General features: G+C 53.8%; 16 protein-coding genes. 4 read left to right on the top strand and 12 right to left on the bottom strand.

Features of this window, described 5'->3' with window-relative positions:
- Positions 1 to 79: 79 nt before the first annotated feature.
- Positions 80 to 823: an EcsC family protein gene (locus D3P08_RS06435; RefSeq protein WP_119598641.1), complete on the top strand. Its 744-nt coding sequence runs from the start codon at positions 80 to 82 to the stop codon at positions 821 to 823.
- Here the strand turns inward: D3P08_RS06435 and D3P08_RS06430 are convergent.
- The 3 genes from D3P08_RS06430 to D3P08_RS06420 all read right to left on the bottom strand — a co-directional run bounded on the left by D3P08_RS06430 (position 820) and on the right by D3P08_RS06420 (position 3,438).
- Positions 820 to 1,002, bottom strand: a complete 183-nt coding sequence (locus tag D3P08_RS06430) for a hypothetical protein (RefSeq protein ID WP_119598640.1) — start codon at positions 1,000 to 1,002, stop codon at positions 820 to 822. The two genes, D3P08_RS06435 and D3P08_RS06430, sit on opposite strands and share 4 nt — an antisense overlap.
- Positions 1,003 to 1,177: 175 nt before the next feature.
- Positions 1,178 to 2,263 (bottom strand): Gfo/Idh/MocA family protein, encoded by a 1,086-nt coding sequence (locus tag D3P08_RS06425; protein ID WP_119598639.1) that lies wholly within the window; start codon positions 2,261 to 2,263, stop codon positions 1,178 to 1,180.
- Positions 2,264 to 2,280: 17 nt separating this feature from the next.
- Positions 2,281 to 3,438, bottom strand: coding sequence for a Gfo/Idh/MocA family protein (locus D3P08_RS06420; protein ID WP_119598638.1), 1,158 nt, complete (start codon positions 3,436 to 3,438; stop codon positions 2,281 to 2,283).
- A 202-nt stretch (positions 3,439 to 3,640) separates the two neighbouring features.
- Here D3P08_RS06420 and D3P08_RS06415 point away from each other — a divergent pair, with 202 nt between their 5' ends.
- Entirely contained in the window at positions 3,641 to 4,516 is an 876-nt protein-coding gene (locus tag D3P08_RS06415; protein ID WP_119598637.1) for an AraC family transcriptional regulator, read from the top strand.
- Positions 4,517 to 4,598: 82 nt separating this feature from the next.
- Here D3P08_RS06415 and D3P08_RS06410 read toward each other — a convergent pair whose 3' ends face one another.
- Genes D3P08_RS06410 through D3P08_RS06395 form a run of 4 tightly spaced genes read right to left on the bottom strand, consistent with a single transcriptional unit; the run spans position 4,599 to position 9,861 of the window.
- Positions 4,599 to 6,983 (bottom strand): glycoside hydrolase family 95 protein, encoded by a 2,385-nt coding sequence (locus tag D3P08_RS06410; protein WP_119598636.1) that lies wholly within the window; start codon positions 6,981 to 6,983, stop codon positions 4,599 to 4,601.
- Positions 6,984 to 7,000: 17 nt separating this feature from the next.
- Complete coding sequence (locus tag D3P08_RS06405; RefSeq protein WP_119598635.1) at positions 7,001 to 8,020, bottom strand: zinc-binding alcohol dehydrogenase family protein; 1,020 nt, start codon at positions 8,018 to 8,020, stop codon at positions 7,001 to 7,003.
- An 18-nt stretch (positions 8,021 to 8,038) separates the two neighbouring features.
- A complete protein-coding gene (locus D3P08_RS06400) occupies positions 8,039 to 8,983 on the bottom strand; it encodes an aldo/keto reductase (protein WP_119598634.1) in 945 nt (314 codons plus the stop codon).
- A gap of 44 nt (positions 8,984 to 9,027) precedes the next feature.
- Positions 9,028 to 9,861, bottom strand: a complete 834-nt coding sequence (locus D3P08_RS06395; protein ID WP_119598633.1) for an amidohydrolase family protein — start codon at positions 9,859 to 9,861, stop codon at positions 9,028 to 9,030.
- Between the two features lie 133 nt (positions 9,862 to 9,994).
- Here D3P08_RS06395 and D3P08_RS06390 point away from each other — a divergent pair, with 133 nt between their 5' ends.
- Positions 9,995 to 10,858 carry an AraC family transcriptional regulator gene (locus D3P08_RS06390; RefSeq protein WP_119598632.1) on the top strand — a complete coding sequence of 288 codons (864 nt, stop codon included), beginning with the start codon at positions 9,995 to 9,997 and terminating at the stop codon, positions 10,856 to 10,858.
- Between the two features lie 1,908 nt (positions 10,859 to 12,766).
- On the opposite strand, the gene D3P08_RS06375 is transcribed toward D3P08_RS06390, so the two are convergent.
- Positions 12,767 to 13,942, bottom strand: coding sequence for a cytochrome P450 (locus D3P08_RS06375; RefSeq protein WP_119598629.1), 1,176 nt, complete (start codon positions 13,940 to 13,942; stop codon positions 12,767 to 12,769).
- 195 nt (positions 13,943 to 14,137) lie between these two features.
- On the opposite strand from D3P08_RS06375, the gene D3P08_RS06370 reads away from it, so the two are divergent.
- Complete coding sequence (locus D3P08_RS06370; protein WP_119598628.1) at positions 14,138 to 15,493, top strand: cytochrome P450; 1,356 nt, start codon at positions 14,138 to 14,140, stop codon at positions 15,491 to 15,493.
- Between the two features lie 122 nt (positions 15,494 to 15,615).
- Here the strand turns inward: D3P08_RS06370 and D3P08_RS06365 are convergent, their stop codons facing one another.
- The 4 genes from D3P08_RS06365 to D3P08_RS06350 all read right to left on the bottom strand — a co-directional run bounded on the left by D3P08_RS06365 (position 15,616) and on the right by D3P08_RS06350 (position 22,737).
- The gene (locus D3P08_RS06365; RefSeq protein WP_119598627.1) at positions 15,616 to 17,703 is read right to left on the bottom strand and encodes a helix-turn-helix transcriptional regulator; all 2,088 of its coding nucleotides are present in this window, start codon (positions 17,701 to 17,703) and stop codon (positions 15,616 to 15,618) included.
- Between the two features lie 173 nt (positions 17,704 to 17,876).
- Entirely contained in the window at positions 17,877 to 18,926 is a 1,050-nt protein-coding gene (locus tag D3P08_RS06360) for a LacI family DNA-binding transcriptional regulator (protein ID WP_119598626.1), read from the bottom strand.
- 90 nt (positions 18,927 to 19,016) lie between these two features.
- On the bottom strand, positions 19,017 to 20,012 hold the full coding sequence (locus D3P08_RS06355; protein WP_119598625.1) for a glycoside hydrolase family 43 protein: 996 nt from the start codon (positions 20,010 to 20,012) through the stop codon (positions 19,017 to 19,019).
- Entirely contained in the window at positions 19,999 to 22,737 is a 2,739-nt protein-coding gene (locus D3P08_RS06350) for a beta-galactosidase (protein WP_119598624.1), read from the bottom strand. The genes D3P08_RS06355 and D3P08_RS06350 overlap by 14 nt, the downstream gene beginning before the upstream one ends.
- Positions 22,738 to 22,749 lie beyond the last annotated feature (12 nt).

The raw sequence follows: 22,749 nt of genomic DNA, 5'->3' as shown, positions 1-22,749 counted from the left end.
CCGCTCCCTGCTGCGGTCTATTTCGGGTTGCGGCGTTCTCCGGTACAATAGATCCAAATCTTTTAGAGGAGCGCGGGCAATGGATTATAACCAAAAAGTCCGATTTGAAATTTCGGCTTGGGAGCATCAGTTATTTAAACCGCCCGGGTGGCTGGAGCGAACATCGAAAACGATCGGCAAGCGAATTAATGACATGATTCCCCCCAAGGTTCATGATTTCATGACGGCAACGATAAGATCAATCGTGCGCACGGCGCTGTTTGGAGCGGAATATACCCCATCGAGAGCGGTGCAGCGGTTTTCCCTGGAGCTCGCCGACGAAGAAGCGAAACGATTATTGTCGTTATACCAAAAAATCGCGGCTGCCGAAGGCGCAGGCACCGGGGCGGGCGGCATTCTGCTTAACGTCGTGGACTTCCCGGCGCTTATTGCAATTAAAATGAAATTTTTGTTTGAATTAGCCCATATCTACGGGTACGACACGAAGCATTTTTCCGAGCGGGTTTTTATTCTAAAGGTGTTTCAACTGGCGTTCTCCGGGCAGGAGCAGCGTTTCCATTTGTTAAACTCGATTAAACGTTGGGATAGAGAGAAGGCGCAGTGGTTCTCGGACACCGAATATTATAAAAACATGGATTGGGAGACTTTCCAGAAGGAGTATCGCGACTCTATCGACTTTCGGAAAATGCTGCAAATGGTTCCGGGGATCGGCGCGGTGGCAGGCGCATGGGCGAATTACACCATCCTTGAGGAGCTTGGCGAGTCCGCAATGAATGCGTACCGACTGCGAAGATTGGATGAGGGAGGAGGAGACCAGGGTTAATCCCCGCCGCCTCCCCCACCGCCGTCGCAGCCGCCATCAGAGCTTCCGGAATCTGAATAGCCGCCCGAATAACTATCCCCGCCTCCGTTTTTGCGGCCTGACTTCGGTGCATTCATCGAAGAAACGGCAGCCCATACGATCATGATCAATGTGAATATTAGCAGCAGTGTCGGTATCATTAGCATCCACTCCTTTTTTTGTTGTAAGGAAAGATTATCATGAGATTGTAAAGAAATGATTAATGCAAATGTGTAATTGTGTTAATTTTCTGATAATTCAGACTACAGTCGACAACATAAAAAAGCTCGGCTGCTTGACTCATTCAAGCAAACCGAGCTGCAATCACTGCCTTTATTAGATAAGCTGCGGAGTAATCCGAACCGCCTGCTGCTGGGCCTTCAAGCACAGCTCGGCCGCCATGAACGCATGCTCCTGCGTCATTGCGTTTTCGGTCCGGTTCAGGCAGTCCAGAATCAATTCTCCGAAGAACGGATATCCGACCTGCCCGCTGACATGAAAGTGAAATTCGCCGTCATGGTTAACCAAGTAGACATGATTACTGGACTGCTCCCTGCCGACATCGATGTATTTTCTCACTTCGATATAACCTTTGGTTCCCAATATAAGGGTACGGCCGTCTCCCCACGTTCTGAGACCGTCCGGCGTAAACCAATCGACCCTGAAATACTGCGTGGCGCCGTTGTCCCCAAGAAGGGTCGCGTCCCCGAAATCTTCAAGCTCCGGATAGTCCGGGTTGTCGTAGTTGGCGATTTTACTGTGAAGCACCTCCGCCTTCTTACAGCCGGCATAGAACAAGAACTGCTCGACCTGGTGGCTGCCGATGTCGCACAGGATGCCGCCGTATTTCTCCCTCTCGAAAAACCATTTGGGCCGGGATTTGGCGTTAAGCCGATGCGGCCCGAAGCCCGTCACTTGAATAACCTTTCCGATTGCGCCTTGTTCGATAAGCTGGCCAGCATAGACGGCGCTTTCGACATGGACTCGTTCGCTATAGTAAACCGCGTATTTCCGGCCGGTCTCGCGTACCTTCACGCGGGCCGATTCCAATTGCTCTAGCGTTGTAAAGGGAGCTTTATCCGTAAAATAATCCTTGCCGGCGTCCATCACCCGAAGACCGAGCGCGCAGCGTTCCGACGTTACAGCCGCGCCTGCTACGAGGGAAACCTCCGGATCCGTAAGAATCTCCTCCTCCGAAGCCGCAATTTTCACCCCAGGGTAGACGCTCGCGAATTTCTCAGCCTTGGCGGCATCAGGGTCGAACACCGACTTTAACGTTGCCCCCGCTTCGATCAAACCGTTAACCATGCCGTAAATATGGCCATGGTCCAGCCCAATGGCGGCAATCACAAATTGTCCAGGCCCTACGACCGGATTCGGCTTTCCCTTCGGCGCGTAATTCATGCCGTCGTGCTTCTGCATCTCTCATGACCCCCTTCTTATTTTTTTTCGGCAAAGCTGCCCGTCGTAATGTTCTGATCCGAGAAGTTCTCGACACTGGCGCTCTTCTGATAGAAATAAGGCACGTTACGCTTGACGCCCTCCTGCGTATAGAAAGGATCATCCGGCTGCAGGGGGAGCTGCACCTTCGAGCCCGTGCTTGCGGATTTATAAATGCTCATAATGAGCTCAAGCGTGCTGCGGCCGCTTACTCCGTCTATTAGCGGCGGCGTTCCGGTCTCAATAGCGCCGAGTACGTTGTCTATTTGCGCGGTATGCCCTTCATAAGGCAAATCCGGCAGCTTGTCATACAAATCTTCGATCTGCTTCTCAAGCTCCGCATTCCGCTCGGGAAATCCGTTCGGCCTCGATACCGACGCCGTAACCTTCCAAGGCGCCGAGATCCGCGCGTGTTGCCCTTGGAAAATAAGCTGCTGTTCTTCGCCGTGATGGACGACGGAGCTCGTAATCTGTCCCAACGATCCGTTCGGATACCGAAGCATCGCGATCGACAGATCCTCCACCTCCGCGTTATCGTGGGCGACATTGCTCATGAAGGCTTGAATCTCGCTAGGTCGTCCCAGCATCCACAGCAAGGCGTCCATATGATGCACCGCATGGTTCAGCGTCGGCCCGCCTCCCTCCTTCTCCCAAGTGCCGCGCCACCATAAGTCATAATAGCAATGTCCCCGCCACCAGAAGGAGTCAACCTGGGCATGCAGAATATTCCCCGCCAGTCCGCTGTCCAGAACGCTCTTCAGCTTCATAATTGGGTTTCTGAACCGGTTCTGGGCGATGACCGATAACATTTTTCCGTTGCGGTCCGCCGCTTCAATCATCGCGTCGCATTCCTCAAGGGACGCTGCCATCGGCTTTTCCACCATGACATGACTGCCCGCATTCAGGAAATCGATCGTGACTTCCGCATGTACGAACGGGGGCATACAAATCGATACAAGGTCGATGCCGTCTTCGAGCAGTTCTTTGTAATCCTTCACGACTTTGGCATTCAAACCGAACTGCTCCCGCTTCGCTTCCGCTTTCTCGGGATACAGATCGCACAGAGCGACGATTTGACAACGATCTTTGAACCGCAGATACCCTCCGATATGGGCGGCTGATATCGCTCCGGTTCCGATAATGGCTACTTTTAACATGGCTCTTCCTCCTAGGAATTGATGTCCATACGTAGTATCTTAACCGAGCCGGCTTCCCAATTGTGATACAGCATAGAGGGAAAAATAACGCTAGATTGCGGTTTTTGCTCGCGGATAGACTTGAATTAGCCCCTATGCCTTGCTATATTGGGGGTAGCTTTGAAATCGCATACATCCTTGTGACAATGGGAAGGTGAGTCTCTTGCCGGTCTCGACGAGCAATTTCAGCGAGGTGCCCCTATATTTCGCTTATAGACGCCTTAGCGTAAATAACGAGCATAAAGAGACGTTCCATTCCCACCTTGGCGTAGAGATCTTGTACATCCATCAGGGAAGCGGAACGATGATCGTGAACAATAACAGCTATGAGATTAAGCCGGGGATGCTTTGCATTTTCCAGCCGAATCAGCTCCATCATTTAACGCTAGATTACTCCGACGGCCAAAGCTTCGAACGCTCCTTGGCGATTTTTGAACCGACCATGTTTGAAGCGTATTTCGAGAATTGGCCGGGGCTTCACGCTTTTTACCGTTTTATTTATTTAGGACAGCTGCCCTCCCCATGTCTATACGAGATCAGGGATGCCCGCCTGCTGGACAACCTGTTCAAAAGCATGCACGACCGCTTGCCGGCGCTTAGAGACACGGATAAGCATGAAGAAATTTCTCTTTTCTTAGTCCCCTTATACCGCTGTCTTAAGCAAGAGTGGAGCAGCCTGAATGAGCATCCCGCAGTCTACCGGACCCGCCGCAGAAACGATCAAGTGGAGCATATCCTGAACTGGATTGAGGCTCACTATTCGGAGCCGTATTCCTTGGACGAAATGGCGCGGTCGCTTCATCTGTCACCCTTCTACCTGTCCCGCTTGTTCAAAGAGGCAACGGGAATCAACATTTCCGAATACATCGCGACGCGCAGAGTTCATCAATCCGTGCTGCTGCTGACCACGACAAATAAGCCCGTATCTCTTATCGCGGAAGAGATCGGGCTTATGAATAGCTCATATTTTTGCAAATTGTTCAAATCGCATATGGGAATTACGCCGCATCAATACCGGAAGAGATGGACGAGACATTAACGCTGACGCGTGTGAATGGGTCACCCTTCAATCTCATAACTTCGCACTTCTCAAGATTAATGAAGCCTCTTGAGACGAGTCGCTACAAGTTTGCGGAGCAAACAAGCCTGTATTTAGCCCCCTTGGCCGTCTTAAACGATATGCAGCCCGAGGTAGCCCCCTCTTCAAAAGCGACCGCACTTCCGCTCGCATCCGTCACCTTAACAGCCGACCGCGTATAGACCGCGCACGGTTCGCCGTTCAAAGAATGGATTTCCGCTTCGCTCAGCTTGCCATCCTGCCACTTCATACGCACTTCGAATCCGCCGCGCGCCCGCAGTCCGCTTATTGAACCAAACGACCACGCTTCGGGAAGCGCGGGCAGCAAGTGAAGAAATCCCTGATGAGACTGAAGCAGAAGCTCCGCGATGCCGGCTGTCGCCGCAAAGTTGCCGTCGATTTGGAATGGCGGGTGCGCATCGAATAGATTCGCATAAACGCCGCCCTTCTCCCCCGTATCGGCCTTCACAAGCTGCAACAAATTGGAGATCAGGCGCAATGCTCGATTCCCGTCCTGGAAACGCGCCCATAGGCTGATTTTCCAGCCGAGGCTCCAGCCCGTGCCCCCGTCCCCTCGGCGCTCCAGCGACGTGCGCGCCGCGGCGTACAGCTCTGGCGACTGTTCATGGTCCAGCTGCCTGCCCGGATAGACGCCGAATAAATGGGATACGTGGCGATGATGCGGATCCTCATCCTCGAAGTCTTTGTACCATTCTTGCAGCTGGCCGTATTTGCCAATCCGCAGAGGGAGCAATCGGCCCCGGGCTGCTCTCAGTTCTTCTCGGAATGCTTCATCGGTTTGCAGCGCTTCGGCCGCTTCGATGCAGTTCGTAAATAAATCCCATAAGATCGACAGATCCATTGTCGAAGCCGCGCCGACAGCCGCCAAGGCGCCGCTAGCGTCCCGGAATTTATGCTCCGGCGAAGTGGACGGGCTTGTTATCAGGTTGCCGTGCTCATCCGGAATCAGCCAGTCCAGACCGAACAACGCCGCTTCTTTCATGACCGGATAAGCTTTATTGCGAAGGTAGTCCTCATCCCGGCCGAAAGCGTAATGCTCCCACAGATGCTGGCATAGCCAAGCGCCGGCCATCGGCCAGAACGCCCAGGCCGGATCGCCATGTCCATATTCGCCTACCGGCGCGCTTTGAGCCCAAATATCCGAGTTGTGATGGGCCGTCCAACCGCGGGCGCCGTAATTGATTTCCGCGGTCTTCTTGCCTGTTACCGCCAAGCTGCCGATGTAATCAAGCAGCGGCTGATGGCACTCCTGCAGGTTGCAGGTCTCGACGGGCCAATAATTCATTTCGGTATTAATATTCAGCGTATAATTGCTGCTCCAAGGCGGCCTCGTGTCCTTGTTCCAGATGCCCTGCAGGTTAGCGGGCTGCGTGCCGGGACGGGAGCTGGCGATCATCAGATAGCGGCCGTACTGAAACAGCAGCTCCACCAAGCTTGGATCCGAAGCCCCAAACTCGGTAATTCTTTTGTCCGTCGGCATTTCTTCGGGGCTCACCCGGTCGCCGAGATGAATTTGCACACGGTCGAATAAGCTGCAGTAGTCGCGGATATGCTCGTCCCGAAGCGCTTGGTATGTACGCCCCATAGCTGTGGTCAAGCTGGCGTTCACGATTTCCCCCGGGTCCTTCCCCTCCTTGCCCGGAGAACGGTCAAACCCGTTGAAGCTCGTAGCGGCGCTAAAATATATGGTGACACTCGTTGACTTGCGGACATGGATCCCGTCGGAATCCACCCGCACTTCGCCGTCGTCGGCAATGGCCGTAAGCCTTCCTTCGAAGGACATCGCTTCGCCGTTTTCCTCTTCTTCATATTGAATAGGCTGATCGACGCGATAATAATTGGGCGCGACATAAACCGGCGCCTTGCCGCGAATGATCCACTGGCCGTTCTCTTGGGACGACCGTGCTTGCAGTCTGCCATCCAGACGCGCGGTAAAATTCAGCATGCCTTCATGGCTGGACAGCAGCCTTATCGCGATGATCTGCCCGGGATAAGAGGCGAAATATTCCCTCGAGTACCGAACGCTCCCCACCATGTATTCAGCGCGGGATATGCCCTGCCGCAAATCCAGCTCCCTGCGGTAGGAGTGCGCGTGGTCTCCGTGGCCGAATACAATGGAAATATCGCCAAACGGCAAATACGACTGCGTATAAGGCCCAAGCATCTCCTTGCATAGCCGATCGGCTTCCGCGTACCGGCCTTCCGCCACAAGCCGGCGCACCTCCGGTAGCACTACTTTGGCGCGCGGGTTGTTCCAGTCCTTCGGACCGCCGGACCACAGCGTGTCTTCGTTTAATGGAATGGTTTCTGTCTCGATGCCGCCGAATATCATGGCACCGAGCCGTCCATTGCCAATGGGCAGCGCTTCCGTCCATTCCTTCGCCGGGCGAGAGTATGAAAGCTTCATCTGGTATCCTCCCTTTTTTACAGCTCCACAATCGCTTTAATCACCTTAGACTCCGGTTTCAGCCACGTCCCGAACGAATCTGCCATACGGTCAAATGAGGACCGGTGCGTTATGAATGATTGGATATCCAATGTTTGGCTGCCTAGAACATCCATCACATGACGGAAGTCGGACATGCACGCGTTCCTGCTGCCCATGAGCGTTAGCTCGCGCTTATGAAACTCCGGGTCCGAGAACGTAATATCCCCTTTCACCAAGCCCACAAAAACCAGCTTGCCTCCATGGGCGGCCAATTCGAACGATCTCGTCATCGATGCCGCGTTGCCCGTCGCGTCGAACACGGCGACTGGAAATTCTCCATTCGTTAATTCGGACAGCCTTTCCTTTCCTTCGCATTGAACCGCGTTGACCGTCTCATCCGCCTTCGCCCATTTTTTGCAAAACGCTAGCCTTTCTTCGTTAATATCCATCGCGATGACCCGAGCTCCCGCGTATTTCGCGAACGCCATGACGCCAAGACCAATCGGTCCCGATCCGATAACTAGCACCGTATCGGACGCCCCGACATCGGCCCGACGTACGGCATGCGCGCCGATCGCTAACGGCTCGATCATGGCCGCTTCATCGAACGAGAGCGTATCGGCTTTCAGCAGATGCGTAAGAGGGACAGAAATCCGCTCCCTCATCCCGCCGTCTATATGCACGCCAATCACTCGCATATTGGCGCAGCAGTTTGTGTGGCCGCGGCGGCAGGCGATACATTCGCCGCAATGAAGGTAGGGAATGATCGCGACCTTATCGCCAGGTGCCAGACCTGCGCTATTTTCGCCGATTTGATCAATGACGCCCGATAATTCATGCCCCAGAATTCTTGGATATTGGAAAAACGGCTGATTGCCCTTAAACGCGTGATAATCCGTTCCGCAAATGCCGATTCGCCGAATGGTTACGACCGCATGCCCCTCCGTCAGCACTGGTTCCGGCAAATCCCCTGTCATACGGAATTGTTCAATTGCTTCACATACAATGCCTTTCAATTCGATCACCTCTTTTCCTTAGGCAAGTATATTGGCGTTATATTGAGGCAGTCCGCTGACCCAGGTTCGGTTATGCACCGGCCTAAGAATGTCCAGCACCTCTTTCAACAGCTCTTCGTCCATCGGCTCATCCGTCCATTCCGCGTTTTTTACGATATTTTCCGGGTTGGCCGTACTGACGAGCGTTGTCGGGATGCCGGAGTGGCTCGTCGAGAATTGAACCGCCAGCTTCGCGATGTCCGAACCGCGTTCTGCCGCATGCTTTGCTGCCCGAAGGCAGGCTTCCTTCAGTTTCGTGCTCGCCGGATGCCATTCGGGCGTTCCGCGCGTGCTTAACAGGCCCATCGACAACGGGGAAGCGTTGACGAGACCGACGCCGTGCTTCTCCAATAGCGGAAGCAGACGGAGCAAGGAAGTGTCATTCAACGAGTAGTGACAATAGGAAATAATGGCGTCTACCTGAACCTTTGGAAGCATCTGCTCGAATAATGCGAGCGGCAGGCCGCAAATGCCGGTGAATCGTATTTTCCCTTGCTGCTTCAGGCTGTTCAGAGCTGGAATCGCTTCTTCCAAAATCGTTTCCGGCGGAACAAATTCAATGTCGTGCAGAAAAAGAATGTCCACATAGTCCGTTTGCAGCCTTCGCAAGCTTTCTTCCAAGCTCGCTTCTATTCTCGACCTTGAAAAGTCGAAGGCGTCGATCCCATATCGGCCTGTTTTCGTGCTTAAATAAAAACGGTCCCGAGCGGTTTGTCCGATGGCTTTGCCGAGTACGGCTTCAGCCTTAGTAGCGCCGTAATACGGCGAGACGTCTATGTAATTCATGCCAGCATCGAGAGCTGCGTGAACGGTGCGAATGCTTTCCGCGTCATCCGTTTCACGAAATACGGAACCGAGCGAGGAGGCGCCGAAGCTAAGCGTCGAAACCTCCAATCCTGTCTTGCCTAAAAGACGGTATTTCATATAGCCACTCCCTTACTAAAAAAATTGATCTAGCGTTGCTCGCGTCATTTTATCTTATAAAATCGCTTGGCATTGTCGCCGAATAGCTTAGCCCGCTCCGGTTCGCTCCAAGTTTTAGGCAGCGCTCCCTCCAGCACATTCACCACTTCATCATAGCTTGCGGCAAGCAAACAAACCGGCCAATCCGTTCCGAACATAACCCGCTCTGTACCGAATAAGCGAATTACATGCTCGATATATGGCTTGAAGTGCTCCGGCTTCCACGCCAGATGATCCGCCTCTGTTACCATGCCGGACAATTTGCAATATATATTGGGATGCCTCGACATCCTTTCCATCTGGGAAGCCCATGGCTCGTATAGCTGCTCCGCGATTCGCGGCTTACCAATATGGTCAATCACTCCTCGGAGTCCAGGAACCGCATCGAGCAAGTCGCCCAGCACATCCAATTGGTCCGATTTTACGAGCAGATCGACCGGGATATCCATTTTGGCGTACTCCTGAAGCGCTTCCACGAACGAGCGTTCAAGCACGCGGCTCACGTCGGACATGTCCTGAATCATAATGCGGAAGCCAACAAACTTCGGATGTTTCCGGAAACGCTCAAAATATTCCCAATGTGAGGGATCAAATAGGTCCAGCCAGCCGACAACGCCTAGAATCGAGTCCGACCGGTCGGCCAATGTGAACAAATATTCGGTCTCCTGAATCGTTGGGGCTGCTTGTACGACGATTGTGCCGTCTATGCTGTATTTCGTTAAATGGCTTTCGAGGTCTTCGGGCAAGTAGTCCCGATATAATACGGGCAATTCCTTCGTAATCCAGCCGTAATCGGTACGGGTCATCGACCAATAGTGCTGGTGGGCATCAATCCGCATAGGAAGTCCTCCTCTAGCTTGATAATAATGATTTTACACTTATAATTGGGAATAGAAATATCAAACTATAGCATTTTTATGTCCATTTTTGATATGAAGCTCAAGCTCGTCAACTCTGGGGGGGACTGACCGCATGCAGCCTATCCGCAAACCATTTTCGCTAGATCCGGCGTTTCCGTTCGAGATGGTCTATAGGGGAATTCGCCATACGGAGAATGAACTGCCCGATCATTTGCATGACTTGTACGAAATCGTGTATATCCACGAGGGGAAAGGAACTTTTTTTATCGATCACACCCTGTACGAGAAAGGCCCCGGCGATTTATTCCTGATCCCCGGGAATACGATCCACCGCGCGTTTCCATCATCCGACGGACCCGTCGTTTCGACTGCCGTCTTTTTCGCGCCGTCGCTTGTGCAAGCCGTCTCGCCGATCGATGGCTATCAGCCGCTTAAATGCTTCGAAATCGCGCATAGGCTGAAACATTATAAGGTTGCGTTGACCGAACAAGCGAGATTGCGGATCGAAGCGGCAATCCAGAATATGCGGAACGAAGCAATCGAGCAGGCACCGGGCTATCGCCAAGCGTTATGGCTTCAATTGCAGCAAGTGCTGCTTGAGCTGTCCAGGCATCCGTTTATGAAAGACACGGTCTCCCCCGTAACCGGGTTTGCGCCGAAGTGGATTCAGCATGCGCTGCGGGAGATCGACCGCGACCCCGTCGGGTGTGGCGGACTTGCGGAACTAGCGGAGAAGGCATGCGTCAGCGCCAGCCACTTTTCCCGAGTGTTTAAGCAGCTGACCGGCATGAACGTCACCGATTACGTCAATGCCAAACGGCTTGCCGGTGCGAAGGAGCTGCTGCTTTCATCGGATGATACGATCGAGACCATCGCGCTCCGCTGCGGCTTTCAAGGCATGCGCCACTTCTATGAAAGCTTTAAAAAGCTGACAGGCGTGACGCCCAAAACCTACCGCCGCCAGATGAAAGCGTAGCGGCAGGGGCTACGCTGTATGTTCGCATCACTCTATGGTTCGGGTCTCTCTGCATGTTCGCATCTCTCTGTGGGTCGCGTCTCTCTGCATGTTCGCATCTCTTTGTGGGTCACGTCTCTCTGTATGCTTGCTTCTCGTTCTGCGCCCGTACGTACCCCGCTGCTCTATCTCGTTCTCCTTCTCGATGTGGTGCCTGTACCCTGATGTATGTGTACTGATGCACGCCCTCTTCTGCTATATGCCCGTACCAATATAGGTACGTCCCTCGGCGTATGCTCTTTTGCGCTCTCCTTCTCAACCGTTTTTTTTGTACGATATTTAGTACAAACTCCCGCCCTTTTGTACGATATTTCGTACAAACTGCCCAGTCCTACGCCTCATATGCCCTACTTTGTACGATTTTTCGTACAAATTCCCGCCACTTGTCTCGCAGACGAGCTCCTTTGTACGATTTTTCATACAAATTCCCGCCACTTTCCTCCTACTCGTCCCCTTTTGTACGATATTTCGTACAAACTGCCCAGTCCTACGCCTCATATACCCTACTTTGTACGATTTTTCGTACAAAATTCTGCCACTTCCCTCCTGCTCGCACCCTTTTGTACAATATTTCGTTCAAACTCCCCTGTCCTACCACTCATATGCCCTACTGTGTACGATTTTTCTTATAAATTCCCGCCACTTTCCTCCTACTCGCCCCCTTTTGTACGATATTTCGTTCAAACTCCCCACACGTCCCTCCTACTTGCCCCCTTTTGTACGATTATTTCGTACAAACTGTCCTGTCCTACGCCTCATATGCCCTACTTTGTACGATTCTTCGTACAAATTCCCGCCACTTTCCTCCTGCTGCACCCTTTTGTACTACTCTATGGAACCAGTTGGTAAATACCTGTCTCTCACTCTACTTTCCTGCAGCCACACTTATTTGTACGATCCTCCCATCTACTTCTACTTCTACTTCTATTTCTACTTCTACCCCACTCACTTTCTCTCATGCAAGATCTAGCTTACAAACCTTTCGTCTACTCCTTCTCAACTGCACACTTTTGTACGATTTTACACACGACTCTATGGAACCAGCAGGTAAATGCCGTAAATACCCGCCTCTCATACTACTTTCCTACCACCACACTTATTTGTACGGCCCCCCCATCTACATTCTCTCACTCTCTCATGTGTCAACTATCTTACAAACCGTCGTTGCCCCCCTTCACCTGCCCTTTGTACGATTTTCGTGCAAACTCCCCCACTTCCCTCGCATACAAGCTCCTTTGTACGATTTTTCGTACAAGTTCCCACCGTCCCCCTCGCAAACGAGCTACTTTGTACGATTTTACGTACAATTTCCCGCCAATTACCCCGTGTAAGAGCCTCTTTGTACGATTTTTCGTACAAAATCCTGTCATTTCCCTCGCAGACGAGCTCCTTTGTACGATTTTTCTTACAAAATCCCCTCACGTCCCGCTTACTCGCCCTCCTTTGTACGATTTTTCGTACAAAATCCTGCCACTTCCCTTGCAGACGAGCTCCTTTGTACGATTTTTCGTACAAATTCCCGTCACTTTCCTTACACTCGCACCCTTTTGTACGATTTTTCGTTCAAAATCCTGTCATTTCCCTCGCAGACGAGCTCCTTTGTACGATTTTTCGTACAAAATCCTGTCATTCCCCTCGCAAACGAGCTACTTTGTACGATTTTTCGTACAAACTCCCCTCACGTCCCGCCTACTCCCCTCCTTTGTACGATTTTTCGTACAAGTTCCCACCATACCCCTCGCAAACGAGCTACTTTGTACGATTTTTCGTACAAACTCCTGCCACTTTCACCACACACACATGCGCTGCACGCTAAAAAACGCCAACACAACGTGTTGACGTTTGGGACAGCCGCACAATGACCGGCGACTAGCCGTTGCTGAAATCTAGCGCAAGCCGCTTCAGGCCTAGCAGATTAAAAGCCGTTAGCGGCTGAAGCGCATCTCCCGTTGGCGCAATTCGAATCTGCTCGACCCGCTGCAGCAGCACCTCCAGTGCGATTGCGCTTTCAAGCCGCGCCAGCGGAGCGCCGAGACATGTATGTATGCCGTGTCCGAATGAAGTATGCGGACTCGCTGTACGCGTAATCGTGAACGTATCGGGGTCGTCGAATTTTTTGGGATCGCGGTTTGCCGCGCCCATAAAAAGAATGACCCGCTTGCCGGCTTCGATTGTCGTCCCGCCGACGACGGCATCCTGTGTGGCGACGCGCATCATGAGCTGAACGGGAGCGCGGAATCGCAGCACTTCTTCAATGGCCTGAGGAACCAGCGAAGGGTTGCTGCGGAGCAGCTGCCATTGATCGGGGTGTTCGGCGAAGGTTCGAACCGCATTGGCCAGCAAATTCGTCGTCGTCTCATTGCCGGCAACGAGCAAAATCAAGCAAAAGTTCGCAGCATCGAAATCAGACAGCCGCGCGCCTTCAATCTCCGCTACGGCCAGTCTTGATGCGAGATCGTTTTTCGGGTTGCGCCGCCGCTCTACAATTAACGCTTCGAAATACGAGCTCATCTCAAGAAAAATATTTCCGTGCTCCGGCAACTCCTCGGCACCCGTCAGCAGCCGGTGAGAAATTTCGACGATGACATCCGACCAATACTTGAAGCGTTCCAGGTCTTCCTCCGGAATGCCGATCATCTCCGCGATGACCGCGATCGGATACGGAACGGCGAAGTCCCGTACGAAATCCGGATCTTGTCTCTTCATCATCTCATCCGCCAGTTGTTCCGCTATCGCGCGAAAATTGGGTTCCAGCTCGGCGATTTCCCGTTGAGTAAAAGCATGACTGACGAGCGCGCGGAGCTTCGTGTGGCGCGGCGGATCGATGCCTTGCAGCTGATTCTCGAACGCGTCCGCCAATTTTTCGGACAGGCCGTGATAGACGGCTGAAGAAAAGGTTTGATAATCCCGAAACACCTGCCGCACTTCCTCATAACCGAAAACGAGATAGGCGTCGTGCGATGGACTGAACACGACCGGGTTCGCAGCTTGCATTTGCGCGTACCAGGGATACGGATTTAGCTGCATTTCAATGGACGAAGTCATGATTTCCCTCCCAATATGACCGTATAGAACGATTACTGCATGACTATCGTCCACATTATAACCAAGATAAGGAAAATTCGGTATTATCCAAAAGTAGAAGATTTCGCATCCTTTCGGATAATATCTCCCCCTCTTCCTCCGTGTCATAATGAAGCTGCAAATCTGATGCAACACAGATACAGGAGGTAGAAATACATGCCGCAACCTATTCAAAGCGACTCCAATGCCGCTTACATCAACACGACGATAATCGGAGGGTCTCTGAAGGAATTCCGGGACGATGCGCTTGGCTTCTTCCTGAAGCTGCATAAGCAATACGGCGACCGCTCGATATTCCGGCTCGGTCCCAAACGGTTCCATGCCATATTCGATCCGGAGCTTCTGAAGGAAGTCATGGTAACAAAGGCGGATTTGTTCATCAAAAGCGCCACCTTCGGCGAAATCAAGCGGTTTACCGGCGAGGGGCTGGTGTTGAGCGACGGGGAGCTGCACAAGAGGCAGCGCAGAATTATGCAGCCCCGGTTTACAAGGGGACATATCCAGCATTACGCGGAAAAAATGGGGACCATTACGGATGAGCATTTGCAGCAGTGGAAGCATGGGACGACACGAGAGCTTACGGAGGATTTATTCGGCATCACGTTCGACATCATCGCCCAAACGATGTTCAGCTTTGACAGCCGCGACCGTCTCGACCGCATCGGCCGCGCCTATGAAGTCATCAACCGGATTGCTACGGAGAAGCTCCGCGCTTTGATCCGGCTTCCCCTGCTAATCCCTACCAAGCAAAACCGAGCTTATACAAATGCGATTGAAACGCTCAACGAGATCGTGTACGAGGTGATCGCGGAACGGAGAAAACAGAAAGACTCGCCTAAAGCCGACCTGCTGGAGGGGCTGATGGCCGCCGTAGACGAGACGGATGGGACGGGGATGGACGACGCGCAGCTCCGCGACGAGCTAATGGCGATTTTCTTGGCCGGTCATGAGACAACCGCCAATACACTCGCCTTCGCCTTCGATTACATCATGCGTCATCCGCATGTCGAGGAGAAGCTTACGGAGGAATGGGCTTGCGTGCTGAAAGGAAAAACGCCGACTGCCGACGACTACAGCTCTCTACCCTTTACGCAAAATGTGCTGTGGGAAACGCTTCGCCTTCGTCCCGCCGGATACGTGACGGGCCGCACGGCTACAGCCGACGTCATGATCGGAGATCTGCGCGTCCGCAAGGGCGAATCCTTCATGATCTCTCCTTACCCGCTTCATATGAGCAGCGCTTACTTTGAGGATCCGCATGTTTTCCGCCCGGAGCGGTTCGAGAATGACTATGTCAAAAAGATACCGATGCTGGCCTACTTCCCGTTTGGCGCCGGGCCCCGTTCTTGCATCGGCAACCATTTCGCTATGCTCGAGATGGTCATCATCTTGGCGGCGATTGGCCAGCGGTTCCAACTGCGGCATACGCCCGGCCACCCGGAAGTGCTCCCGGAATCGCTGCTGACACTAAGCCCGAAAGGCGGCATACGCGTAACCGTGTCGCTCCGATAGACGCCTCAATTAGACGCCTTCGATAGACGATCCCGATAGACGCCTTCGATTGACACCTCTGAGTAGACGCCGCTAGGCTAGAGCCGACATGAAAGGGCTGACTGGGCAGGGCTGCGACCGGGTCAGTCCCCGTGCAGCATCCCCGCCAGCTGCATGCGCGAATGAATATTGAGCTTGGTATAAATGGCCATCAGATGCTTTTTAACCGTTACTTCGCTGACGTATAGGGATTGAGCCGCCTCGAGATTCGAATAGCCTGCAAGCACCAGCTCCGCCACTTGCTGCTCGCGTTTCGTCAGCTTTTTCATAATGGCGGCGCGGCGTTCCGCTTTTCCTTCGGAAATGTCGGCCGCCGGCTCTGCCTGCGGCGCCTGCCATTCCAATCCGGCTTTGCGGAACATCCCCTCCAGAAATGACCGAAGCTTGTCCCCTCTCGTATCCAGCGCATAGGTCGGCGCTTCGGTTTTGCCGTCATAATGGTAATGCGCGGCGCCGGCAACGACGCTGAACCCGAAGCCCGGATAGGCTTCACGGCTGATTCCCGACGGGTACGGCGAGCAGACGACAATGCCTCCCGAACAAAAATACGCGTTCATCAGATTAATGACTTCGCTGCGCATATCCGGATTCATAACATCCGAAAAGTCCATTACCCGCATAAACCAACCCTCGGGCTGCTCACGGGGTGTCATGAGCCGCTGTTTCTCCTCCGCCGAAAGACTCGCAAAGAACGGTCTGCTGATCGGATCCTTCTCCATAAAAGACAGCGTGCCGGCATGGATTGGTATAAACACCGCGATGCCATGCACGCCGCTTTGCGAATCCCGCAGCAGCTTGATCGCGGTCGGCTCAAGCCGATAGATCGCCTCGATGTCCAGCAGCGCGACGTTGTAGCGAATCTCTTCAATCGAGTACTCGATTCGAAATTGCGCGCCGGTTACGGGATCAATGCCGACACCCGCGACCGGCTCCGGCCATTTTTGTCTCATTTCGATGTAACGCTTGGCTTCCGCCAGAGACGTCTCCGTGATCGTCTCCCAATAATAGGAGCCTTTCGCCGCGTCATCCGTCAACGCCCGGAGCACGGAAGCCCCGACATAACGGAAAAATTCGGCGTATTCCCACGCTGAGCTTCGCCGCCCTGCCGCAGCCAGTATCGCATCCGCGTAATACGCCGCGCTGCGCTCGCACAGCCGCTTGTAGCGCCCCGGGGTACGTTCTTTCAGACGCGCGCAGGTCGTCTCCCGCATTAAATCGTGGAGCTGCCAGCCCCTCTCCGATTTACGCACGAAGGAAAGCTGAGTCAGCCGGTCGAAGACATCTGCCGCCACCTCTTCTTCAAGCACGTAGGACAAAAGCTCCTGATTGAAATGCCTCAATACGCATGCCGCTTCGACCACGGTGCGCAGCTGGCCGTCCGGCACCTCCTTCAGCCATAAAGCGGCCACCTCTTCGAACCAATCCGTACCGGCCGCAAAGTCTTCATCCTCCTGGTAGCTCTCCGCTGCCGCAGCCAGCGACAATGTTAAAGGATGTCCTTTGGACAACCGCCAGACGTGCTCCACCGAGACGTCCTCCGTTATGCCGCAGCGGCGCAAATATTCCCGGCAATCTCCCTTATCCAAATGCTTCATCGGTATTTGAAGGAGACGTTCCCGCCAGACAGCCGACAACTGCCAGCTGCCCTTCAGCGGATGACGGCCGGCCATTAATACGATCGTGCGCGGCGGCAGCATCGGGAACAATCGCTCACGCAGCCAAGTCTCCATATCCTGCATTTCCTCGAACGTGTCGAAGGCGATGACGACCGGCCTCCGATGCGCGATTCGGCCGATAGCCGCCGTACAACGCTCCCTATCCGACATCGCGCGCTCTTCTCCGCGTTGAAACTCCTCCCGCGGGATCTCTTCCCGCAATTGCCGGAGCAAAGCATCCGTGATCCCTTGCTCCGTATGGACGAAGTCGCGGCTTTCCAAGTGGACAAAGCATGCGCCTTCCTGTGCGGCAAGCGATTTGCATAACCGAAGGAAGGTGCTTTTCCCTACGCCTCCCGTCCCGTATACGTGCAGAAAATGCGCACTGCCCTGCTCTGCGATATCCGTCAGCAGCGTTTGAAAGTGCGCCAGTTCCTTCTCGCGGCCAACTATGAAATATCGTTCCCGATCTTCCATACCGCTCTGCGCCAAGTGGCTGTTATTATCGCTTTTCATATATCCGAACATCCTTAACCGACGAAATGTATTTACTGATTGATTCGGCTTAGTCTATCCAAGTTCCTCTATCCTTGGTAAAAAACTTAAAAAGCAGCATGGATGGACTGCTGGCTGAAGCATGACCTGTACATCAAAAAAACGTCACCCTAAAACGGTGACGTTTCTTTCCTTTATATCGGAATGCTTGATTGCGTTGCGCCAATTGGCGTCGTACTTTCCCTCACGACTAGCTCCGGCTCAATGACCGTCAGCTTCTTCACCTTTTCCTTCATGATGAGCCTATGCAGCACTTGTACCGCGGTAGAGCCCAATTGGTCCATCTGCTGCTTGACGGTCGTCAATTCCGGGTAGATCGCCGACGCTAACGGAATGTCATCGAAGCCGACAATCGAAATATCGTTCGGGACGTTGACTCCTGCTTTCATGGCCGCTTTCAGCGCGCCGACCGCCGTAAAATCGTTTACGCAAAATACGGCCGTCGGACGTTCTTCTTCAGATAGGATCCGCTTCATCAGACGCTCGCCGGACGCCATCGAAAAATCCCCGTACAGCACTCTGGCGCTAGGCACGGAAAGTCCATTGCAGGCCATGACCCGCTTGAACGCTTTGACCTTCTGCGCTGTCGTCGACATATTATCGTTCCCTGCGATAAAAGCGATGTCCCGGTGTCCGGAATCGATCAAATACTGCGTCGCGATTTCCGCCCCTTTAGTCTCATTCGTAATGACACGATAGAGAGATGTGCCGGGCAGGTTGCCGTTAACCAGCACAAGCGGAATACGGTTGGCCGTCTCAACAACTTCCTCGGCAAGCTCGGGCTTGCACCTCGATAAGTTAATGCGGCCGCCAAGGAAAATAATGCCGTCCACCTGTTTCTCCCTTAGAATGTTGAGGTATTGCGATTCCCGTTCATAGTCACCGAGCGTATCGCACAGGAAGAAGGTATACCCCATGTCGCGCGCCATGCGCTCGATGCCGCTGAATACTTCCGGGAAGAACGGATTCGTCACATCGGGAAGAATAACCCCGATCGTCCCCGTCTCCTTCTTCGACAAGCCGCGCGCTAACGCATTCGGTTGGAACTGGTACTGATCGATCAGCCGCATGATCTTCGATCGCGTGCTATCCTTGACCGGCGCCGTATTGTTGAGCACCCGGGATACGGTCGCTACGGAGACATTGGCCTCTTTCGCTATATCGTAGATCGTCACTTGCTTCACGCGGCACACTCCCAGCTTTCGATAAAATATTACATCATCTATCAAAAAGTATATCAAACTTCGCCATAAATGTAATGGGTTTCACTCATCTTAACCGTGCAAATCGACCCGGGCCCGCACAACTTTGAATCCGTCCTCAGTCTCTTCCATTTCATAGATTTTTGCCCTTGAATCCGGAGTCTTGAACGGCTGATGGAGAATCAGCATCCACAAGCCTTCAAACGTCTGGAACAGCATCCCGTGACCGCTGTCACCGTACACGAGCGGCTCCAGCTGTTCCCAAGGCCCCTCTAGCCGGCCCGACAATGACCGCGCCATCGTCTGCAAGTAGCCTTCTTTATTATAGCTGGACCATAACATAATCAAGCGGCCGCCTCGGGTTCGGTACAGCTGGCAGCCGTCGGATACGTAAACGGACGGCTCGACGCCGGGTGTACGTTCGCCGTTAATCCAAGGCCCGTCGGACGCTTTGAACAGATGGATCGGCTCGCCGTCCGCCTCCGACAAATCGTCCTTCAACGGAATCGCTTCGAACGTTCCGTCGATAACCTGCAGCCATTCATGGCAATAAACCATCCATGGCCGCTCGTTTTCGTCGATGTACAAGGTTCCGTCCAGCGTCATGAACGACTCCGGCGGAACGGGGGCATCCGGCTTGATCAGCTCGAACGGTCCTTCCGGCGTATCGGCAACCGCGATGCTCGTTCCCCGAAGGTGATTCGTATGCCAGACCGCGGGCGGCTCGGCAAATACCCGGTCCCGGTTATGCAGCGTAACGAATAAATAATATTTGCCTTTGTACGCATGCACCTCCGGCGCCCATGTGCCGTGCTGCGGATGGGCCCAAGTTCCGTCCGGCACGGTGAACGCGACGAACGGCCCCTCCCAGTCGAGCAAGTCCTTGCTTTTATAGAAAAGAACGCCGCAGCGCGGTAAATCCGTAAATCTCGGAATGCCCGTCGTATAGAGGTAGTACGTTTCGTTATGACGATAAGGCAGCACGAACGGGTCATGCGCGGCAATATCCGCAAGGCGGTGTCCCTTGCGGGGATTCGACGTATCTGAGGCGGCATTATAAATCGGCATCCGTCCCGCTCCTCCCCAACTCGTTTGAAATGAAATTCTGCTTATGCGCCCACACCCGGCCGGACTGCTCGTCGAAGAGCAGCCGCACCTGTTCCGGCGAACGCCCTTCTTCGTCGAACAGGACAAGGACATTATTTTCCTTCAGCCACGCCATAGGCACTTTATAATCCTCTTGCGGTCCAATTTGCCAATATCTTCCGAGATTGATGCCGTTGAGCCATATCGTTCCTTTGCTCATCCCCGTCAGCCTTAGCTTCAGTTTCGCATGAACAGCCCCCGGCAGAGTTGGACTTGCGAACTCGCAAGTATGCCATGCCGGCGCTCCTATCCCGGAATGGCCGGCTGAATCGGCGTTCGGCCTTCCATCATCCACGCTTGCCATGCTCCACGCCGGAATCGCGTCTGCGGCGCGGTACGCGAGAAGCTCCAGTCGCTGAATCGGCGCTTTGACGTACGGCATTTCGATTAGATTGTCTCCTTCGCGGACGAATGCGGAAATATCGACGGACTGGTTCGCGAACCAATTTTGATAGCCTTCCAGCGGCACCTCCGCTCCGTTAATGCGCAGCGGAGCGGCAATGGCGCCTACAAGAGCCGCCCGGTCCTTCCCTTCGATTCGGAACGAACGCGACAGGACCGGATTTCCTTCGACATGCCCAGCTTGATCCAAGTGCACCACCGTTTTTTCCGCTGTCTCCCATCCTTTGCGCAAATCCAGTGCCGAGCCGTCCAAGTACCCCGTTTCGAACAACCCTTTGGCTTCGCCCAGGTAAGGGGAGAAGTTTAACCGGCCCATGTTTTGAACAAGCAGCTGCAGACGGTTCTCGCCCTTGTGAAGGCGAATCTTCAAGGACGCAGAGCCCACCTCGCGAATTAAAGCCGCCTCAGCGCCATTAACATAAACGCGGGCGGTGTCTTGAAGCTTCGGCAGAATCAGTGTTGTCCAGCCCTCAAATTCCCGCTCGATCTTGCTGCTGTACAGCAAATAGCCGAACGGCTGCGAGAAGCTGGAGAAATCCTGCGGCTGCTCCATCGAAACCCCCTGAAGCGAAGCAAGCTCCATCGTCGCGCTTGACCAAGACTTCAGCGCCGGGGGCTGCGGCAGGCTCCCTACCGTCTCACTGGCGAATACGCGGTACTGTCCATCGCTGCCAGGCATCAGGCTCACATCGCCGCTGCCGAATAACCACTGCCCTTCGCCGACGCGCCAAGTCCGGTCCATCTCTTCCGCGCTGAGCACGATTATGCGCAGCGGCTCCCCGCCAATCGCGAGCTCCACGCGCTGGGGCTCTTTGAAATGATAAAAGTCGAAGGAGAGCGATCTCCCGTTCGAACCCTGCGTTGCAAGCAGCGGACGTTCGCCTGTCATCCGAATTTCCTCATCGGCTTCCAGCTCCACAAGCGAACGCTGCCCGTCCTTGGCATAGACGATCAGAGTCCGGATTCCGTCCACGATTTCATTGCATCCGATGCTCGTATTACAGGTGAAACGAACGCCTTCGCTAATCTCGACGGCCACCAACACCGGAACGATTTCCCCTGGATTGACGATAACGGGTATTGTTTTGCCGTTTTCCATCGTCAAATGGAACGTTTCTCTTTCTTGCTTCGCGCTTTCAACGAATAACAGCGTTTGATCCTGAAGCCGACGGCCGCGCACCTTCAAACCGCCGGTCACCCGTATACCGGCTGCGTCCAGCGGTTCCGATGCGAGCAGGAACGGCTCGACCGCGCGAATGAAATACGAAAACCGCTTCGCGGTGAAATATTTCGGAGTCGTTCTTCCGTATTCGTTCAGCGGGGCGTCATAGTCGTAGGAGGTGACCATAAAAATGTCGCTCGCCCCGACCGTTCTTCCGCCGTACCCCGCAAAATTCGTGCCTCCGAAAAACATGTAATGGCTGATCCCGGAGAAGCCCGCTTGAGCGATCTCAAACATCCGTTTCTCGTAAAGCTGCGGTGTCTTCTGGGTCGCGGCCGGCGCTCCCCAATGCTCGAACCAGCCGGTCCAAAACTCGGTCACGACCTTCGGGGTATCCGGCTGCTTCTGAGCGAGCTGCGCGTAATGATGGTCCGCCCCGCTCCAAAAGTTCGCGCCTTCGATTGCCCCTTCCACGCCGCCGACGCAAGTAATAAGCGGCACGTCGATGCCACGCGAGAGCAGACCGTCCCGAAGGTGCTCTAAGTACGCCCGGCCCTGCTCGTCGCTTCCCAAATACCCGTATTCGTTCTCCACTTGGACCAGGATAACAGAGCCGCCGGAGGTGATTTGGCGCGTTCGGACGATCGCCGCGATCCGGTCGAAATACAAATCCACGTATTTCAAGTACACCTCGTTATATTCCCGGAAGCGGATCCCCTGTTTCTTGCCCAGCCACCAAGGAAAGCCGCCGAAGTCCCATTCCGCGCAGATGAAAGGACCAGGCCTTGCGATGACCCATAGACCGAGCTCGGCGCATAAGTCCAGGAAGGCTCCGCAATCCGCGTCGCCTTCGAAATGCCACTCCCCTTCGTTCGGTTCGTGAACGTTCCAAGCGAAGTACGTATCGACGCAGTTCATCCCCGCCAGCTTCGCTTTGACGAGAACCTCTCTCCACTCCTCCTTCGGCATCCGAAAGTAATGAATGGCGGCGCTGCTCAAAAACACTCGCTTCCCATGAATGAAAAAGCTTTTATGATCATATCCGATGATGGATTGCTTCTGGACAGCGGTTAAAGTATTCATAGTCGTTCGCCT

The organism is Paenibacillus nanensis, assembly GCF_003583765.1.
In the GTDB taxonomy this organism is placed as follows: domain Bacteria; phylum Bacillota; class Bacilli; order Paenibacillales; family Paenibacillaceae; genus Pristimantibacillus; species Pristimantibacillus nanensis.
Note: the sequence above shows the minus strand (reverse complement) of the source record. Positions and strands in the feature narration are given on the sequence as shown.

Coding starts and splice junctions, on each gene's coding strand:
- D3P08_RS06435 (WP_119598641.1), top strand. CDS start 80: ATGGATTATAACCAAAAAGTCCGATTTGAAATTTCGGCTTGGGAGCAT.
- D3P08_RS06430 (WP_119598640.1), bottom strand. CDS start 1,002: ATGATACCGACACTGCTGCTAATATTCACATTGATCATGATCGTATGG.
- D3P08_RS06425 (WP_119598639.1), bottom strand. CDS start 2,263: ATGCAGAAGCACGACGGCATGAATTACGCGCCGAAGGGAAAGCCGAAT.
- D3P08_RS06420 (WP_119598638.1), bottom strand. CDS start 3,438: ATGTTAAAAGTAGCCATTATCGGAACCGGAGCGATATCAGCCGCCCAT.
- D3P08_RS06410 (WP_119598636.1), bottom strand. CDS start 6,983: ATGAAGCTTTCATACTCTCGCCCGGCGAAGGAATGGACGGAAGCGCTG.
- D3P08_RS06400 (WP_119598634.1), bottom strand. CDS start 8,983: ATGAAATACCGTCTTTTAGGCAAGACAGGATTGGAGGTTTCGACGCTT.
- D3P08_RS06395 (WP_119598633.1), bottom strand. CDS start 9,861: ATGCGGATTGATGCCCACCAGCACTATTGGTCGATGACCCGTACCGAT.
- D3P08_RS06390 (WP_119598632.1), top strand. CDS start 9,995: ATGCAGCCTATCCGCAAACCATTTTCGCTAGATCCGGCGTTTCCGTTC.
- D3P08_RS06375 (WP_119598629.1), bottom strand. CDS start 13,942: ATGACTTCGTCCATTGAAATGCAGCTAAATCCGTATCCCTGGTACGCG.
- D3P08_RS06370 (WP_119598628.1), top strand. CDS start 14,138: ATGCCGCAACCTATTCAAAGCGACTCCAATGCCGCTTACATCAACACG.
- D3P08_RS06365 (WP_119598627.1), bottom strand. CDS start 17,703: ATGAAAAGCGATAATAACAGCCACTTGGCGCAGAGCGGTATGGAAGAT.
- D3P08_RS06355 (WP_119598625.1), bottom strand. CDS start 20,012: ATGCCGATTTATAATGCCGCCTCAGATACGTCGAATCCCCGCAAGGGA.
- D3P08_RS06350 (WP_119598624.1), bottom strand. CDS start 22,737: ATGAATACTTTAACCGCTGTCCAGAAGCAATCCATCATCGGATATGAT.